Raw genomic sequence first — 18,829 nt, 5'->3', positions numbered from 1 at the left:
ATCGTTCAAGTAATCGGAAATTCCCTCGACTCATCTTTATAATAGTATTCACTGCTTCATAATCTTCAAAATTCTCATATTGTAGTTTGTTCCCTAATTTCTCCCACTTATATGTTAAGATATGTTTCATTTCTGTTGGAGTTAATTTTTTAAATTCATGAATAAAACCGACTCTGGAGTAAAGCTGAGGATAACGTGATAATCTTTTTTCAATTCCTGGCATACCAATAAACACCATACCTACGTTGTGCTGGTCATAGATATCTCTAAGAATTTCAAGTGTCGGAAACTTTAAACGATCGATCTCATCAATGATAATGAGATCAATCGTCCTAAACTCATCTGCTTTTTTAAGTGAACTTGTCCAATTATTTTCATAGTTATCTCTTATCGCTAGATAACCATCTTTAGACATTTGAAGGTTGAAGCATGTGTGCTTAATCATGTCATATAACCTTGAAGGTCGGACAGATGGAGCGGTATGAAAAACAGTATTACTTTTTAAAATCGTATCATCTTTTACATTTTTCCCTTGGTCACTGTAAACAGAAAATTCGTTAATCTTAGAATGGGTATAATCCCAATTAGCATATTGACGAGCTGAAATTGTTTTTCCCACACCGGGTAATCCATGACAGATACCGATATATTTAAATTCAGCACATGCATCACAAAATTCAGCGAATTTTTTATATTCTTTGGTTTCAATGAAGTGGCTCTGTTTATTCATTTTTATACCTCTTAAGTTTTGAAGTGATAGGCTTAACTTGTTTCACTTTTTCTGATGCGTCTTTTTCAACCTTTAAATGCTCAACAACCGATTTTGTTGTGATAATAACGCTATTTTTTAATTTTCTGCGTTGTTTATTTCTTGCAGCTTGAAGTTCTTTCAAGCCTATTGAATACCCATCAACTGTAGAAGATATTGCAGTACATAGATAGGTACCTTTATAAAAAACACGAATCTCAGCAATATCTCTTGGATCGTATCGAACAATTACATCTTCACCAACAAACGCTGAAAGGTTTGTATGCATATACTTTAATCCAAGAAAATGGATACCATCTGAATGGATTTTGCGTGGCTTAGCCGATGACAACAAAAGTAAATCTAAAGACTGCAAGCTTTCAGGCATATTAGGAAGAAATCCAGATTCATTCCACATTTCAATTGGACGTTTATTTATTGTCCCATGAATCCTATAATGGTAAGTATTTAAAACAAATTGGTGGAATTGCTCTATTAATTCATCTAATGTCATTAATTTTTGTGATGTATGATTCTTTATATATCCTGGTAAATTTTGAAGAAACATCGTATTAACAGTTCGAAAGAATCGCTCTATTTTTCCGCGTCCTCTAGGAACCCCTACCCGTGAAAATGACAGTACCATTTTTAAATCCGCTGAGATTTGTTCCATATGTTGAGATGTATAATCACTTCCGTGATCTGTATAAAATGTTTCAGGTATACCACAAATCGGCCAATTTTTATCTCCTTTTCTCCAAATTGCCTGACGTAGTGTTAAAGCAGTTCGAATAGTATCTGGTGCACCAAAATCGATGTAAAATCCCGCAATTGCTCTACTATAATCATCTAGTATTACAGTTAACCATGGTCTTTCTGGTTGACCTTTTGCATTCAAAATTTCTATATCTAACATAGTGTGGTCTGCTTGCCAGAATTCATTAGGATGTTTAGCTTCACGCAAATAAACTAAATCATATTTATTCTCATAATGTTTTCTTCCGTAATGAGCTAATTCAATTAAGTTCTTAGGGATGTTCCTTATGAAACTCCAAACTTGATAATAACTAGGTTCAGCAAGTTCATTTTCTTCACACCACTTTTTTATTCTTCGATGAATAGAAGAAATAGAAATGTTTTTATTTTCAAGATGAATTTTTTGAATCTGCTGTTGAACTAAGTCAGGTATTTTAAATTTCCCACAATCAGAACGTTCTTTTCTGACAAGACCCAATAAACCATTTTCTTTGAATTTGCAAATCCAATATTGAATGATACGAATTGATAATTTTGTCTCTTCACTGATTTGTTGAACAGTTTTTTCATTTTCTAAATAAGGAAAAATAATTTTATATTTTTTGTATGCATCTTCCAATTGTTGTTCTGTACATTGTGTTAATGAGTGATAATGTTCTTTGTCCATTTATTTGTTCTCCTTTCCATAAAATGTAACACAATTATTTCATATACTTTGTTATGTGTCTATTTTGGGTGTACCCTAATTTTACACCAGTCATATATTGAGAAACGGATGTTTTAAGTGTAAAATTAGGGTGTAAAATAAATGGTGGGAAACTGGAGGGTTTTTGAGAGTGAAAGTTGCTTATGCGAGAGTCAGTTCTATGGATCAAAACTTAGATCGACAAATTGTAGAATTTAAAAATCACGGTGCGGAAAAAATATTTGTAGAGAAAAAATCCGGAGCGGATTTTATGAATCGTGTAGAATTTAAAAGAGCTTTAGATTTTGTACGAGAAGGCGATTTTTTAATGGTAGAAGCAATTGATCGATTAGGACGTGATTATAATGAAATCATTCGTACAATAAATTATCTGAAGCAAGAAAAAATCGGTTTACTTGTTACAAGTATGCCTATATTAAGTGAGCCCCTAGGTGATCCGCTATTAGACCGTTTTGTCAAAGATTTAATTCTTCAACTCTTGGCTATGATTGCGGAAAAAGAACGAACAGAAAGTAAACGACGACAGGCACAAGGAATAAAAATCGCGAAAGAAAAAGGGGTTTATAAAGGGCGACCAACCCTTTATGGGCCAGGTGCGCGAGATCCGCAAAAACAAGCTGTCTATTATCAAATCGTACAAATGTTAAATTCAGGATTACCTATAAAGAAGATTGCTGAAAAAAACGGCGTGACCAGACCAACGGTTTATCGTATTCAAAAAGAACTCGAGGAAGATATTAATTGACAATAAAGTTTAATCAAAACTAAAAATGTTGATTTTTTAATAAAAAAATCCCCTGCACTTTTAAAAATATTTGAGAAAAATGCGGGGATTATCTTTTATATGGATGTTACGATTTGAAGTATTAACGTTCATTTAAAGAGTGTTAAAATGATACCTCTGTATTGTAAGCACTATTTATTCATAACTAATTTTCATCTTCCATTTTTCGAAATAGTAACCATTCGACTAGTGCGTAGAGCGCAATAGGCAAAATAATGCAAAGAATGACAAAAGTTTGGTTTTTACCACCCTGAACTAATTCTTTCGTTTGTGGTATCCTTAACAATAAACCGAATATTCCTAAAGCGACAACGTAAGTAAGACCCCCAAAGAATTCACGTTTCTTCTTGAATATAACATAAACGATAGACACGATTAAAATAACAAGAATGGCAATCCAATCAAATGGGGTACCAATTTTTAAAATTCCTTGTTTTGGTGTAAAAAGTCGAATGAGGATAAATACCCCAAACGGAATCATTGCTATTATCCATACTACGAAAAATTTAATTAACTTTGGTAATTGCGTTTTCATATAAATACTCAGGTGTAATAATTTAAAAACACCATAAACGAATGCAACGGAGAATATTCCATTCAACAATATAACCAATCCATTTATTTGTAATGATGGGGCTGTAAAACTACCTACAATATCGTAAAACATACTAATTAAAAAAATTAAACCACTAATTTTAAAAATCGATTTCCATGAAGGTTTATCAAATTTCTGTGTCAGTTGATCGACAACCTCTTTTGGATTTTTACCTAAATACTCTTCTGCCGATTCACCATGTTTTTGTGCTTCTAAAATATCTTGTAATATCACCATTAAATGTTGTTCTGTTTCTAATTCTTCATAGAAAAAACCAAATGTACGCATATACAGTAAAATATCTTCATAATATATTTTATTTTCTGAGGATAGCTGTTCTCTAAGCTTGTTATTTTGCTCCACTAATTGTTTAGCGGTATTATTTTTCATCCGATTCACTCTCCACTTTTGTCAAAATCCGATTCACTTTTACAATCAATGAACCCCATTGTTCTTCAAAACCCTCTAGTTGTTCTTCTCCTTCATGTGTAATAAAGAAGTATTTCCTATTTGGTCCATCAGGTGAAGTGAGCTCCTTACTTTTAATTAACCCTTGTTTTTCTAACTTTTGCAGTAGAGGATAAATCGTTCCACCTACTATTGTTGTAAACCCATAATCACGCATTATTTGTACAAGTTCATAACCGTATACTTGTTGTTGTTTAATAATAGATAGCACGCAACCTTCAAGTACCCCCTTTAGTAGTTGTGTTTCTTTCATTTACTCACCTCGCTAATTTGTAATACATATTAGTTAGAAATGCGGTATCGTTCATTAACTAGTTTGTAAAACATACTAGTTAAAAACACTGTAGCATATAATGACTAGTTTGTAAAACATACTAGTCATTATATGCTAACTTTTTTGGATTAAAGTAACGTTTAGTCAATAGCATGCTATAAATGTTATTTTTGGATAAATGTCTAGAGTTTTTTCTTCAAGTCAGACTTTTTAACAACTTTATCTTATTTTTTCGTTCGATGAAGTATTTTTCATCCAAAATAAAGCTGTTTTATGTGCAATTTATCATTTGAAAACTACGCAAATTATCTCCTAAAGTTACATATAATTTAAACTGAATTTATTGGAAAATATTTCTTAAACGTACAAAATTCTTTTTTAGGTCATGTGACCCCTAAAACAGTGAAAGAAATATGCCAAATTACAGGTGTGAGTCAGGCCGCCCTGTATCGTAGATTAAAAGAACTTGAATAAAGCTCTTTTTTGATTTGTAATTAAACCCCAGAGTGGCCCCTCATACCCAGAATCGTTTCCGTACCCCAATTAGAATAATGACTTAATACTTGCTAGGACAGTAAGGATACCTATAATAATGACAAATACATTGCTCATTTTCCCTCTATATTTAGCTAGTACAGGCACTTTACGAATTGCATACATTGGTAATAAACATAAGATAGCAGCAACTAACGGTCCGCTAAGGGCATCAATGATTCCAAGAATACTTGGATTTGCATAAGCAACATACCAGCATGTTAATACGACAAAAGTAAGGATCATTGTCTTAACTGTTTTTTCTCCTATATCTTTCCCGCGTGTTTTACCGGACTTAATAATCATGTCACGCATTACTTCATATGCTCCTATATAATGGCCAAGGAAAGACTTTGTAATAGCCACAAAAGCAATGATAGGAGCTGCAATCGTGATTACAGGCGAATTAAGCTCATTAGCAAGATATGATAGGATTGACAAATTCTGTTCTTTTGCCATCATAAGATCATTTGGAGTCAAACTCAAGGTACTGCTCCAAACAAAGAACATAACAACAGCGAATGTCATGATATAACAAACTTTTTGTATTTGAGCACATTTGGCATCAGTAGCTTCTATTCCATACGTAGCTCTCTGTTTCATAACAAATGACGAAATCATAGGAGAATGATTAAACGAGAATACTATGATTGGTAGTATCATCCATATCGTTCCCAAATATCCTGTTCCTGTTGAAGCAGTAGTAACACTTGAAAAACTAAGCATTGACGTATTCCACTGTGGAATCAAAGATATTGAGATAAAAAGTAGAGAAGCTATGAAAGGATATACTAGCATGCTCATTATCTTTACAGTGATATCTTGACCAAAATTTAGTATAGCGATAAGACCGAGTACTAATACAAGCGATAAAATGGCCCTTGGAGGCTCCTGCATGTGCAATTGATGTACGATAAAACTACTTGCAGTATTTGTAAGTGCAACAGAATACATTAGCACGATTGTATAAATTGAGACGAAATATACTATGTTAAAAATGATACTTGCCTTATTTCCAAAATACTCCCTTATTGTACCTGTAATCCCCTCTTCAGCAGAATTGGAAGCATATATCATTTTAGCAAGCGCCCTATGTGAGTAATACATAACTGGATATGCAAGTAATGTAATTAGTAGTAATGATAATAACCCCCCTGAACCTGCATTAATCGGTAAAAAGAGTACTCCTGCTCCAATGGCTGTTCCAAAAAGGCTCAATGCCCAGGTAGTATCCTGTTTATGCCACTTTGTAGGATCTGGATATTTCTCATTTTTTACTGCAGTATTTTCAGCCTGAAATTCTATTTTTTTTGCAGTATTCCCATTCATATAATAATTCCTCCTTGTGTCCTATTCTTCCGTCTCTTTTTAAGGCTTAGGAATATAGACCGTTCTTGAAAAATGAATTGCTTACAAAGTGCGCCACATCGTGTGTCCTTCTTCTAAGTTGATCAAAATCGAAAAATTCGCTAGTCATCAACCTGATGGGTTTGTTAGCTCTTACAAAACACTTTAATAATATAGTAGTATATTTTAGTGATAATGGCTCTCAATATACAGACATCCTTAGGAGAACAATAGAGAATAGGATTGTTAACTATTTCACAATATTTCCGATAACTGTTTATTAATTTGATTGTTTCTCCCCAAAGATTTTATTTTTAATGGCAATCCCTGTAGGTGTGGCCGCAATTCCGCCTAAACCTGTCTCTCTTAATTCGCGAGGCATCTGTCTTCCAACTCTATACATCGCTTCAATAACTTCGTCTGCATTGATGATATTGTTTACGCCGGCTAATGCGATGTCTGCTGCTGCCAAAGCATTTGCCGTTCCAATGGCGTTTCTCTTTACACAAGGAATTTCTACCAAACCAGCGACCGGATCACAAACTAGACCGAGTAAATTTTGTAATGCGGTTGAGAAAGCTTCAGAAGATTGCTGTGGCGTTCCTCCGGCAGCTTCTACCGCTGCTGCAGCCGCCATTGCTGAGGCACTGCCTACTTCAGCTTGACATCCTCCGTACGCTCCTGAAATACAAGCGTTATTTGCGACTATCGTTCCAAATAACGCTGAAGTGAATAGAAAATGGATCATATCTTCATGAGTTAACTGCAACGTATCTTTAATACTATATAGGACTCCCGGGATCGTCCCACTCGCACCTGCTGTTGGGGTTGCACAAATAGCCCCTAATGCAGCATTTACTTCATTAACACCGATAGCACTTTGAATCCCTAACACCATCAAATCTCCAGAAAGAGTTTTCCTATTTTCTCGATAGTTTTTAATTTTAACAGCATCACCTCCGGTTAAACCGGTCGGAGAAAATACCCCGTCGCCCTCGATACTTTTATTTATGGCATTTTCCATAGTCGCTAAATTTCTTTCCATTTTACTCCAAGCTTCTTCATAAGAAGTTTTAGTTTGTTCGATTTCCTGTTCGATTGCTAATTCATAAATTGGCTTTTGGCTTTTATTAGCTGCATCCACAATTTCTTTTATGGTCATATACATATTTTTTCACCCCTTAAAGTAACTAAAGAATAATGATATTAGCTATATTGCTTAAATTTCCTAATTCCTTCTGAACATAACCAGGCAATAGCGAATCCAAAGCGAATGCATATAAATATTTTCTGTTTTCTTCTAAACTATGAAAGTTGTTAATTTCCACATCATATTGTTTAAAGATCCTGCGTAAGACAAATTCAAAGTCAGCTCTTTCGGAAATCGCAATAATAACTGGCAATGGCCCCTGCAGATCTAAGCTAAATCCGTCAATTTCAACATGTTTGACTTCAATTAATCCACCGCCGACCGAAATACCCATCGTTCTAATACTTCGGCTTTCATCCTCTAAATATACATCTGCCGTATTTGGATGACCAGCAGGACTATCACCCGCTTTTTCAATAAAGGTAATGTCAATTCCTTTAGATTCTGCTATTTTAATAGCATCTGGCACTTTGCTGTCATCGGCAGCAAATCCTAATATCCCAGCAATAATTGCAAAATCAGTTCCGTGTCCTTTATGGGTTTCAGCAAATGATTCATAATACCTTACCACGACTTTTTTTGGAAGACCTTGAAATAATTTATTGGCAACTGTCCCAATAGCCAAAGCACCTGCAGTATGTGAACTTGAAGGACCTATCATTACCGGCCCAATCACATCAAAACAACTTTTGTATTTAACAACCTTTTTTTCTTTAATAGATGCTACATTCATGTTCATATAAGCACCCCCATAATTTATTATTTTTAATTGCAGTTGAATCTAAGTTATTAGAATGACCAATTCAAAATAAGATCGAGTTGATAACGCTTTCATTTTTCATGTTAATAAATTTCCCTTCTGACCACACACCTTTCTTAGAGTAATCGTATCAGTATGTCCAATTTTAGAAGGTTACTTGCAAGGTCTTTAGAATTTTTGCACCAGAACTAGGTTTGATATTTTCTCTAGAGGTAATAGATTATCTCTCGACGCCCTCATTATAACTTGTATATTTATGAGTTTAATATTTTTTTATTTTTAGAAAGATTGAATAAACAGAATCTTGAATGGATAATAAATTACACTTGGCATGTAGCAATTGTGTCCATTGTTTGAAGCTGTATTAGTTAGTAGAAAAGCAAAAATAACACAGAGTTCCTTTCATTAACACATTGATTATATTGGAAAATCATTATAAAGATACTTATACTTTCCTTTGTTGAAACATCTTATTTTAGACGTGAAAGCTGTTGCAATAAATGATTAATGTAGATGGAAAGGAATAAATTAATGAAATATAAAATCTTATTTAGATATTAATAATACATTTTGCATTTATATACATTTTCAGAAAAAAGGAACTTTTTTTCGGGGTAGAACCACATCGCTATCAAGCTAAGAATTTTGACTATCCCTAATAAAAACCTAATATCTTCATGAAGTTCTTGAAAATTTCAAATCTAACTGTACCTTTGAAATAAAGTCGTACCGTTTTAAAGAAAGTTGCACCGCTTTATCCCTTTGTATAAAGGGATATTTTTTGTGTGTATGTTTAATTACAAAAAATATTTTGTCAAAAATACTTTACTAATTGTAAGAAATACATTACAACCTTTTCAAGAGGTGTTGCTATTGTTACATAATAAAATTGTAGTTTGTCGAGCAGAAAAAGGTTGGACTCAAGAAGAACTGGCAAAAAGAGTGGGGGTTAGTCGTCAAACTATCGCTACTCTTGAAAAAAATAAATATAATCCTTCTCTAATTCTTGCTTTTAAAATTGCAAATATATTTGAAAAGTCAATAACTGACGTGTTCGATTATCAGGAGGAGTGAGACATATGTTGTGGTTAAAATCTTTATTTTTAGTTTTAATATTCATCAGTCAGATGTATGTAATAAAATTTCAATCAAGTGATGAAGCAAAAGACGAAAGAGGGAAAGAAATCCAATATAAAACAAATAATGTGTTGTATAACATCCTATCTTTAGGTATCATTGCTATTATTATTTTTCAATCGATAGATATTGTTCCTTCAGAATTTCTACCTGATTTATTGTTATATTTTGTGCTTTCATTAAGTGTGCTAGGCAGTATTTTTATATTTATCAACAGGAACAGGAAAAATTACTAATATGAGTTAGGCTTTTTATCTTGTTCTGTTAGGCGATTGAACAAAATATTTCTTTTAAAAAGTGAAATTTATATGCTAATCATGAAGGGATATAGTTAAACAAACAGCTGAGTTTATTTAAGTAGGCCACATAAAATGATCAATCTTTTTTATAAAAAATTAAGGAATCCAAAATTAAAACCCACACATTTTGATCAAACTATTTCAAAGTGTGTGGGTTTCTTCTATTTATATAATCAATACTTGCAGCAATACTTTGATCAAACTTCAATTCAAACCAATACTAACTACCTTAAAGTCATCGTTTTATCAAAAATTGAAAAGTTTATTACAAGTGGACCGAAAAATAAAGAATCCTTGCGGTACTTCTAGTGTATCTCACCTAACCGAATTATAAATACGCCGTAGTAATGGTACTATTGCTTCTTATCGGGGTAGCACCACATCGCCATCAAGCTAAAATTTTATAGTACCCCCAAAACGAAATTGGTTACCCCCAAGATGAAATTCTTGTACAAAAAACTTAACCCATGATTATAGAGAGTAATATATTTAAATTGATGATTATAACTTCACATCAATGAAATTATGATGATTGAAACGGAATACATGCATTCAAATCATTATCCAACTTTACAATTACACCAATATATAATCTTTTTTCCTCTTTGTTGAAAACTGAGTGTCTATATTTTAATTGGTATATATCCCAGGCCAGCCTCTTTTTCTTTTAATGAAAACGGGCTGATACCATATAAATACCTGAAGTACATGCTTAAACAAATGCCTAATGATGACCTAAATGACCTAAGCACAATTGCAAAACTACTTCCACGGGCTCCTTGATTTACCAACTACTTATTCAAAAACACAATAGAAAGGGCCCTTTCTATTGTGTTGTATGAAATACTACTTAATGCTCACATTCGACTTAGTATTTTCATAAAAAAATCCACTTCAACCATATTTTTTGTCTTGGAAGATTTTATTTTAAAGATATCTACGCAGTTTTTTCAAACATCTTTAGATAAGTGAAAATCCTTGTCTATAAAGAACCCACAATTATTTCATTATCTATTTCATATTTTACTAAGCAATCATTTTCCATGACTAGTTCTTTTTCAACTAAGTTACCTGTGACACGATCAATTATTTTTTTATAAACTTTATTTTGTCTGTATACTTGACCATCTACTTTTTTTGCAAAACGATGATCTTCTTCAACGATAGAATACTTATATGGAGGATACTGGGATGCCCTGATTTCTCCGTAGATGTATTCTTCGTCAAGATGTAGATTGACTTGATAGGAAATATTTGAATTGTTTCTCAATTTGAGATCAATAATACCATTCATCAAAGTAGCGCCTGTTCCAAATGGAATCACACGTCCATAGTCAGGAAATGGATCGAAACTATGACGATATCTTTCCACTGTTTCCAACTCTGAATGAAGAAACATCCAGTAGAGAAGATTTCCTAACTGACAGAGACCACCGCCTATTCCCCTTATCGCTTCGCCATTCATTAGAATAATTCCTTCTTTATATCCAGCCTTTTCACTGGAATTACCAACAAGATGCCAAAATGAAAATGTTTCTCCCGGTTTAATTACAACCTGGTTTATTTTGCAGATGGCTAGCTTTAGATTGGTGATTTTGTTATATTGCAACTGTATATCCGTATCACCTAACTTTCTAATAAGCAAAGATTTATGTTTATAAATCCTGTAAGGTAATGGATTTTGCTCAAATGTTTTTGAAAATTTATGCCCTTCAAGATGGTCACTTATTTTTTTAAACAGCCTACGCTGTCTGATTCTAATAGGAATTAAAAAAGGAAACCTTTGTGTTAATAATTTTCTTGCCATTAAGAGTTGAGCTCCTTTATATACTATTCATCTATATATTATATTCAGATTTACACCATATTCATCATCACTAAGTAAATAATTCTGGTGTAAAAACTTCAGGATAATTGCAATGAATTTATAAATCTTGGACATATTGATACTATTATTCTAGAAAGGGTTTGTGATTGGTATGAAAAAGGAAAATTTAGCAATATCAAATGATTTTCACACCAGAATCGGAAAAGGTGTTCTTAAGATATAAACCTTCAAAACATCATGTTATTATTTCAGCATTGAAAGCATTATTTTTTCCAGTTCCGCTTTATTCACATTACTATCGAACACTGCTTTCCCCGGATTGTCTAAACTATCATTTATGATGACTATCTGATATGCACTGTTCTTTCCTTTTGCAGGAACAATCATCTTCATACCTTGTAAATTACTATCCGAGTTATGAGTAGCGTAGAATATTTGATTTCCTTCTAATTCGTACTGTTCAATATTTTCTTCTACAACAAACAAAGCATGGAACGGATCTTTACTTTCTCCAAATATTTGTGATTGATAAGTTGTATAGTTTCCTTTTCCGTTCGTATATTCTAATTCAATAATTAATTCAGGCCTTCTCTTAATAAAATAATTTACCTTTTCATCCTTAAGATTGTACCCTTCAATTGTATAAGTTGGCTTCTTAATTTGAAAATCAACATGTTGCTGCGCTTCCTTTACCGTGTAATTTAAAGATTCGAATACTTTGTCATCAAACGGTTTTGATTGCTCATAAAGTACATATAATTTTTCACGATCGGCTTTTGTTAAACGCTCTTCTTTAAAATATAATGTATCGGATTCATAGTTTCCCGTAGCACCTTTTTTCTGTATATTAAGAATTTCTTTATACAATTTTATGTACTGTTCGAACTCATCTTTTGTTAAAGCCTTTTCAGCTAAATATAAATAATCTGTCTTTTTTTCATATACCCTGTTTGAATAGCTGAATTCTTTTCTCGCATTTTCTTCTGTACCAAATAGCGTATCTACAGCATTTTGAAAAGCATCTTTAGATTTCTGCTTTTTTTCTACCACTTGTCCCTTCTGCCTTTCATCTCCTTCTACTGCACGTGCATTGAATAAGGAAATAGATGCAACAGCAACTATAGCAATAATTCCAAGAGCGGACCAGCGATAGGGTTTCTTCTGGAATTTCTTAATCATAAGAATTCTCCTTTTTAGCGTTCGTTTATTTCTACTTAAATTAGCTAGATTCGGTGCTTGATAATAACTTGAATAATGTTCTAAAAGAGTAATAATTGTATGTCCATATGCAATTTGTTCCTCTGATTCTATAAAAGTGAGCGCAAATGCATCACAGGCTAGTTCTTGATCTTCTCGCATACATGAATAGGCATACCAAAGAATCGGATTAAACCAATTTAAAATGATTAAACTATACATAACCCAATTTACAGCTATATCTCTTCGTTTCATATGAGATAGCTCATGGTAAAAAATATATTGTAGTTGTTGCTCATTTAATACTTTCATATGCCTGCTTGATAATAATACTCTTGGGCGAAAGAATCCAAAAACAGTCGGACTTGAGATTTTTCCAGCCAACCGTAATGGAATTTTCTTCTTAATTGCCATAGATTTTTTACAGTTCTCAAAAATCCCAACAATTTTTTCATCCGTAATATTTGGTTGCTTTTTTATGTAAGAAAATAACCGTCTATTCATAATACAAGTTATCATTGCTAGAATGACAACTCCAAAAATCCAAATATATAAAGTGACTTTATAAACGGAAAATGTAGTATCTTCTTTCTTTTTATTACTGTCTGTTTGATCACTCTCTTTCACTACATTTACGGAGTTAGATTTGTAACTATCCTCTTTTGTAGTTACTGTATGATTCGTTTTATCTTCTGACACGCTTTCTTGTGGTATAGCAGAAGTAGTATTCTTTTGAAAAACCTCAGACACACCAGGGCTATATGAAAGAAGGGAATAAATACTGTAGGAACTATCTGGTGACCATGGTAATAGAAGTCTTACAATTAAAATCATCCATAACATGTACTGCCATCGCGGGGTTAACTTGTTTCTAAGCAAGATTTTGACACATAAGATTAAACCAACTAATATACTTGCCATAATGGATGTTTCTATCACCCAATCAAAAAATCGAGGTAGATAGACGTTTACAAACATATCTATCATCATTATCTATCCTTCCTCTGATTTTCCTCAGTCTTCTCATCCAGAATACGTTTAAGTTCATTAATGTCTTCTGAAGATAATTTTTCTTCTTTTAAGAAATTCACAAGTAAAGGTTTAAATGCCGCACCATAGAATCGTTTTAGGAGGGATTTTGTTTCTACTTGTAGATAACTATCTTGCGACACTAAAGGATAATATGCATACATACGACCTTTATCTTGCTGATAAGAAACAGCTTCTTTTTGGACTAATCGATTAATAAGCGTTCGAATCGTTTTTGGTTTCCAGTCCATTGTTGCCTCTAGCACTTTAATCACTTCATTCGCTGTTTGAGGAGATTTTGACCAAAGAACCTTCATGATTTCCAATTCAGCTTCCGATATTTTAGGTAATTCTCTCATTATATAAAATTTCACTCCTTGTATTACATTTGTAATCTATAAGTTTATATTACAAATGTAATCCTTAATTGTCAACCATATTTTGGGTTTGCAAATACATTTCCATGAAACTTAAGAAATTAATCCCCAAAAAATGAATATAGTTATATAAGGGTTATCGAAAATTAAGAAATATAATCCAACTGCACACAAAAATATTAAAATTAAATACGCCAATTCTTACCAACCTCCCTAGTCTGGAACCCCTACATAAGCTAAAAAGGACATCATAAGTATAAGCCCTAATACCATTAACGAAATACCCTCAGTAGTTTCAGACCTCCGATGTTTTACTACCCCTAACCACGCCATAAATATATTCATACTTTTATGTTCCTCCCTTCTTGTTTAGGTTTTTAAAGCCTGTTTTACTACTTAGAAACGGTTTCTTTTATAGTCTGTAAACCCTTCAATTAACCACATGATTAACTTTAAAGAACATTATTCATGTAAATGGAATTAAATTCTCAAGGTAAAAGGTCATCCGCTAAATTTAGCGGATGACCTTTTATCTTCCACGATGTTTTGCTTTTCGCTTTTGAATTTTCATTTGTCGTTTTTTTTCTTGGAATTCTTCTTTCTTTTGACGCGTAATACATTGTTTCATTTTCTTTTTTGGTTCTAGTTCTATTCTCAACACTTCATAAGATTTGTTAGAAACCCCTTGATTTTTCAATTCTATGGCTGCTCATTTTATTTCGATCTTCTTTGCACCCAATCAGCAATATCATTTATAACATACTCAGGAATATTTGCAGGACTATAATATTCATCCGGTTTACTTAACTCCCCATCTCCTTCTGTGAAGAAGTGATTTAACTTTGGATATAGTCGATAATCAACGTTATCTCGCTCTTTTAATTGTTCTTTCCAAAGAGGAATTTCGATTTTTGATTGAACTTGATAGTCTCTTTCCCCTTGAATAATAAGAAGCGGTGTCTTTTGTTCTTTTGACATTTCTGCTGCTTTAATTTTACGGATCGAATCCCAAAATACTGGTGATCCTAAATAAAAATCTTTTGGAGGATTCTGACTAGAGAAATTGGGATCATTTAATATTTCAAATTGCGATTTATAAAATTTATATTCTTCAGGTTTCATTGCTCCAATAGAAAATAGATACTCAAATTGATCTAAAACAACGTCTTGGATTGTACGGGCTGGTCCTCCCATCACGATTGCCCCAGCAATATTTTGATTTTGGTCTTTTTCGATCATTTTCGGAAGCATCATTCCACCTTGACTATGACCAAGAATATAAATTTGATTCTTATCTATCATAGGTTCATTTTGAAGAAAATGAGTTACAAAAAGAGCATCATCTGTTGTCTCTTTATCAACTGTATAAAAAGGACTGAATTGTGTTTTCAATCCATGTTCATAAGTTCGTTTATTATAGCGAAGGACAGCAATTCCTTTCGAGGCAAGACCTTCAGCTAAATCGCGAAATGGTTTTAAAGCAAACGCTGTTTCATCCTGATCGGTTGCTCCAGATCCTTGAACAAGAATAACCGCTGGGAAAGGACCCTTTCCCTTCGGAACAGACAATGTTCCTGATAATGGAAACGCACCGCTTCCAACCACTACTTCTTTATCAACAAATGATTCAGGCTTACTATATGATGGGCGCTCTGCAACAGGACTAAACGACATGCTGAGTTGAAAATCATCTATTTTTCCAGATGGATCTAGTTTAATTAGTAAAGGTACTGTAAATTGTTCAAAAACTAATTTAATCTCTACGTTTGTATGAACGGAATTTGTCTCTTTTTGTGTTACCTCTCCAATTCCCATAAAAGAACCTGCTTGAAATTGCGTAGGGAGTTCCTTCCAATAGCTCTTCAGCCATTTTTCGGATATTATTTTCTGTAATGATCGAGAAGTTAAATCAAATGCAGATTTATAATCTTCAGTATGCATATAACGGATAAATGAAAGGGTAGTAGATATAACAGGATTTTCATTTTCAGTATTGTCTATTTTTTTTATTTTTGTGTTTGTTTCCTTAAATGTCGAAATAAATTGGTGGTTGAACGGATTATTATATGTATTGGGATATAAACTTGTTTTCAATAGATCCGTATTCCGTCCCTCATACAAAATTGAAGAACTCGCGGAATTTTTAGGTAAAATTACTTCCTCTGCATATGAAACTGAAGGAATAGTTATCGCACAAATTGCACTGACAAGTAATAACTTATTCCCTATTCTTTTTTTCGTGCTCATATTTATTGATTCTCCTTTCAAAATTAAATTTTTTTAATACAGCATGCCCTGTACTATAAGGGAAATTAAAATTATCAAAGAGATTAATAGTCTACTTTACGATCCCCCCTAACAGATTAAAAAGCTATTATAAACAAACTTCAATAAAAAATGCCTTCTCCCTCTTTTTTTTTAACTGGATTTTTGAGTGGTATGGAAGGACCAAGCTGAATCACATGTAGCTGACCAAAGGTATACAGGTAAATCAGTATCCAACAGTGAATATAAAATCTCAGTAGAAATGTTCTTTTGTATTTCTTTTTTTCTTGTTATTTGACTACTAAAAAGAGAGCACTCCTCAGTAAGTGCTCTCTCGTAAAAAGTATCAGTAATTCTATTCGTAACCAATCTCACATTCGCAATACGCATTATCTCTAAGGTGTTTTTAATGTATAATTTCTATATAATAAAGAAAAACATTTATTAACGAGCATTTTCCAATACTTTTATTAAGTCATTTACATTTTCAATTTTCTTCTGAAGCTTATCAAGTCTGGTATGTAGCAATGAAGGATTCTTATCTTCTTTTGAAATAACTTGTTTTAATTCTTGCTCTAAATGATCATACGCATCAAAAAAATTATCAAATTCTACACTCACAAGTTCTGGTTCTGGTGCAAACACTCCAAAACGCTTGTAAGTAACCTCCTAAACTTGGACATACTGATACTAGTACTCTAAAAAAGGATGTGATTGGTATGGAAAAGCAAAATCTATTTAAGTGGAAACATTATCAACCGGATATTATTTTATTAACCGTGAGATGGTACCTACGGTACAACCTCAGTTTTCGTGATTTAGTCGAAATGATGGAAGAACGTGGGCTATCCCTTGCTCATACAACTATCATGCGATGGGTTCATCAATATGGTCCCGAATTAGATAAGCGCGTACGACGTCATCTTAAGTCAACCAATGATTCTTGTCGAGTCGATGAGACGTATGTGAAAGTCAAAGGTCAATGGATGTACCTATATCGTGCTGTTGATTCAAAAGGAAATACAATTGATTTTCATTTAAGCAAAACAAGAGATCATAGGGCTGCAAAGCTTTTTTTCAAGAAAGCTTTGCAGTCTTTTCATGTTTCAAAGCCCCGTGTGATTACAGTGGACAAAAACCAGGCCTATCCAATAGCGATTCAAGAGTTGAAGAAAGAGAAAAAGATGCCTGTGGGCATCCAAATAAGGCAGGTGAAATACCTTAATAACATTGTAGAACAAGATCATCGCTTTATAAAGAAGCGAATCCGTTCTATGCTAGGTCTTAAATCTTTCTCCACAGCTACATCCATTCTTTCTGGAATAGAAGCCATGCATATCATTAAAAAAGGCCAACTTATTTTACGGGACAAGTCTGTCCAAAATGAAATAAAGTTTATTCATCAACTATTCGGAATGGCTGCATAAGAATAGATTTCATTAGGAATCTATATACCTCTTTCAAATAAATGCAATCTTTGCACCAGAACCCCTAAAATTGACTTTGCATAAGCTTAGCTTGATAGCGATGTGGCGGTACCCCCGGTATAAAAAAAAACGGAACGAATCCGGGTTAAATGAAAATGTTGTCCCTTTTTATTATCGATCCCAAAACGCTGGCGGTTCAATCCCAAGTAACCGTAAGTAAATAAAACCTTGGCCTCGATGGTGGATTTCATTTTCCAACGCATAATGTAGACGTTCGAAATGACTCATTTCGCCACCAAAAAAGGGATCTTTTTCTACGGTGTGCAACCGTTCCTCAGTGATTTTTGGCCACCATTTTTGTACAACCTCCTTTGTTTCATGACAACCGTCTAAAAGTTCCTCTTTGGTCGAAACACCAGCAAAAGGTTGGCTATATTCCCATTCACCGAGAGCGATACCGCGTATATATCCGCGTTCAATATCTAGTATCTCTAAAATCATTTTTGAGAATGGCCGCAGCGGTTCGACCGGTGCAAAGGTGAATAACTTGTCTTCAGGAAAAGCCGCAATTGTTCGAATGGTTAAACGACGATTCTCATCCAAAATTTCGCGAAATTGCTCCAATGTCATGACCATCGTTGGTCGCCTCCTTAATTAGTTGTCCCTTTCATTTTAAAACGTCAACCCTGACAAAAGTAGTCAGTTAAAAGAGAGAATCCTAACCTTTTCAATATGATTCCGGTCAAACCCTTTAATGTTGTATAAAAAACGAATATTATTTTCCTGTTTTTGGGCAATTTGCGTTTCGTCATTTAATTGCTGGTTTTACCCTTTTTAGGGTCATTTGGAATGTCCGCTATTGCTTTTTGCCTCTTTTAGTTCCGTTGCTACACACAGGCCAGTTCTTGTTCATATGACCCTAAACATCTTATCATTCTATCAACCTCCCCCCCCCAACAAGGAACTAGCCCCTTCTAATTTCCCTTTCCTTAGACCTAAAACATGAAAGTAAACTTTTGAATATTAGTTTACTTTCATTTTATTATAAGAAAAACAAAAGACGACTTTACATTAGTCGTCTTTTAATCTAAAAAATCTATACAAAATCAATAAACTAATTAAGTATTTATTTTATTTAAAATTGAAAT

17 protein-coding genes and 1 pseudogene are annotated in these 18,829 nt (G+C 33.3%); 4 read left to right on the top strand and 14 right to left on the bottom strand.

All coding sequences use genetic code 11. The features are described 5' to 3' along the window. Together V7038_RS22570 and V7038_RS22565 are read right to left on the bottom strand one after the other, a co-directional pair. Positions 1-730, bottom strand: a 730-nt coding sequence (locus tag V7038_RS22570; protein WP_335695655.1) for an AAA family ATPase, incomplete at its 3' end; no start/stop codon positions are given. After that, positions 723-2,171 (bottom strand): Mu transposase C-terminal domain-containing protein, encoded by a 1,449-nt coding sequence (locus V7038_RS22565; protein ID WP_335695654.1) that lies wholly within the window; start codon positions 2,169-2,171, stop codon positions 723-725. The genes V7038_RS22565 and V7038_RS22570, both read right to left, overlap by 8 nt. 169 nt (positions 2,172-2,340) lie before the next feature. On the opposite strand from V7038_RS22565, the gene V7038_RS22560 reads away from it, so the two are divergent. Next, the gene (locus V7038_RS22560) at positions 2,341-2,955 is read left to right on the top strand and encodes a recombinase family protein (RefSeq protein ID WP_335695657.1); all 615 of its coding nucleotides are present in this window, start codon (positions 2,341-2,343) and stop codon (positions 2,953-2,955) included. Between the two features lie 184 nt (positions 2,956-3,139). On the opposite strand, the gene V7038_RS22555 is transcribed toward V7038_RS22560, so the two are convergent. The 5 genes from V7038_RS22555 to sdaAB form a co-directional block, all read right to left on the bottom strand. Further along, positions 3,140-3,979: a DUF1129 domain-containing protein gene (locus tag V7038_RS22555; protein WP_335695653.1), complete on the bottom strand. Its 840-nt coding sequence runs from the start codon at positions 3,977-3,979 to the stop codon at positions 3,140-3,142. Beyond that, positions 3,969-4,310, bottom strand: coding sequence for a PadR family transcriptional regulator (locus tag V7038_RS22550; protein WP_075313816.1), 342 nt, complete (start codon positions 4,308-4,310; stop codon positions 3,969-3,971). The genes V7038_RS22555 and V7038_RS22550 overlap by 11 nt, the downstream gene beginning before the upstream one ends. Before the next feature lie 564 nt (positions 4,311-4,874). Next, complete coding sequence (locus V7038_RS22545) at positions 4,875-6,194, bottom strand: aromatic amino acid transport family protein (protein WP_098988310.1); 1,320 nt, start codon at positions 6,192-6,194, stop codon at positions 4,875-4,877. Between the two features lie 298 nt (positions 6,195-6,492). Beyond that, positions 6,493-7,380: an L-serine ammonia-lyase, iron-sulfur-dependent, subunit alpha gene (gene sdaAA / locus V7038_RS22540; RefSeq protein ID WP_002120780.1), complete on the bottom strand. Its 888-nt coding sequence runs from the start codon at positions 7,378-7,380 to the stop codon at positions 6,493-6,495. Between the two features lie 22 nt (positions 7,381-7,402). Next, complete coding sequence (gene sdaAB / locus V7038_RS22535) at positions 7,403-8,101, bottom strand: L-serine ammonia-lyase, iron-sulfur-dependent subunit beta (protein ID WP_002120784.1); 699 nt, start codon at positions 8,099-8,101, stop codon at positions 7,403-7,405. Positions 8,102-8,995: 894 nt separating this feature from the next. Between sdaAB and V7038_RS22530 the strand changes: the two genes are divergently transcribed. Continuing rightward, a complete protein-coding gene (locus V7038_RS22530) occupies positions 8,996-9,196 on the top strand; it encodes a helix-turn-helix transcriptional regulator (RefSeq protein ID WP_002094847.1) in 201 nt (66 codons plus the stop codon). Positions 9,197-9,201: 5 nt separating this feature from the next. Further along, the gene (locus V7038_RS22525; RefSeq protein WP_335695652.1) at positions 9,202-9,495 is read left to right on the top strand and encodes a hypothetical protein; all 294 of its coding nucleotides are present in this window, start codon (positions 9,202-9,204) and stop codon (positions 9,493-9,495) included. 1,045 nt (positions 9,496-10,540) lie between these two features. On the opposite strand, the gene V7038_RS22520 is transcribed toward V7038_RS22525, so the two are convergent. The 6 genes and pseudogenes from V7038_RS22520 to V7038_RS22495 all read right to left on the bottom strand — a co-directional run. Then, positions 10,541-11,365 carry a VanW family protein gene (locus V7038_RS22520; protein ID WP_098988312.1) on the bottom strand — a complete coding sequence of 275 codons (825 nt, stop codon included), beginning with the start codon at positions 11,363-11,365 and terminating at the stop codon, positions 10,541-10,543. 264 nt (positions 11,366-11,629) lie between these two features. Continuing rightward, a complete protein-coding gene (locus V7038_RS22515; protein ID WP_335695656.1) occupies positions 11,630-13,570 on the bottom strand; it encodes a M56 family metallopeptidase in 1,941 nt (646 codons plus the stop codon). A 2-nt stretch (positions 13,571-13,572) separates the two neighbouring features. Then, a complete protein-coding gene (locus tag V7038_RS22510) occupies positions 13,573-13,971 on the bottom strand; it encodes a BlaI/MecI/CopY family transcriptional regulator (RefSeq protein WP_070139493.1) in 399 nt (132 codons plus the stop codon). Positions 13,972-14,518: 547 nt separating this feature from the next. Beyond that, positions 14,519-14,686 carry a DUF2992 family protein gene (locus tag V7038_RS22505; protein WP_234813721.1) on the bottom strand — a complete coding sequence of 56 codons (168 nt, stop codon included), beginning with the start codon at positions 14,684-14,686 and terminating at the stop codon, positions 14,519-14,521. 17 nt (positions 14,687-14,703) lie between these two features. Further along, positions 14,704-16,236 (bottom strand): alpha/beta hydrolase, encoded by a 1,533-nt coding sequence (locus V7038_RS22500; protein WP_098988313.1) that lies wholly within the window; start codon positions 16,234-16,236, stop codon positions 14,704-14,706. A 462-nt stretch (positions 16,237-16,698) separates the two neighbouring features. Further along, positions 16,699-16,884: pseudogene (locus V7038_RS22495) on the bottom strand (hypothetical protein); the annotation flags it as partial. Positions 16,885-16,973: 89 nt separating this feature from the next. Here V7038_RS22495 and V7038_RS22490 point away from each other — a divergent pair. Then, positions 16,974-17,681: an IS6 family transposase gene (locus tag V7038_RS22490; protein WP_335695651.1), complete on the top strand. Its 708-nt coding sequence runs from the start codon at positions 16,974-16,976 to the stop codon at positions 17,679-17,681. A gap of 171 nt (positions 17,682-17,852) precedes the next feature. Here the strand turns inward: V7038_RS22490 and V7038_RS22485 are convergent, their stop codons facing one another. Further along, positions 17,853-18,317, bottom strand: coding sequence for a DinB family protein (locus tag V7038_RS22485; RefSeq protein WP_098988315.1), 465 nt, complete (start codon positions 18,315-18,317; stop codon positions 17,853-17,855). Positions 18,318-18,829: the final 512 nt, after the last annotated feature.

Origin of the sequence: Bacillus sp. JJ783, from assembly GCF_036963225.1 — a bacterium.
Lineage (GTDB): Bacteria > Bacillota > Bacilli > Bacillales > Bacillaceae_G > Bacillus_A > Bacillus_A cereus_U.
The sequence above is the reverse complement of the archived record's forward strand: the minus strand, read 5'-3'. Positions and strand labels throughout refer to the sequence as shown.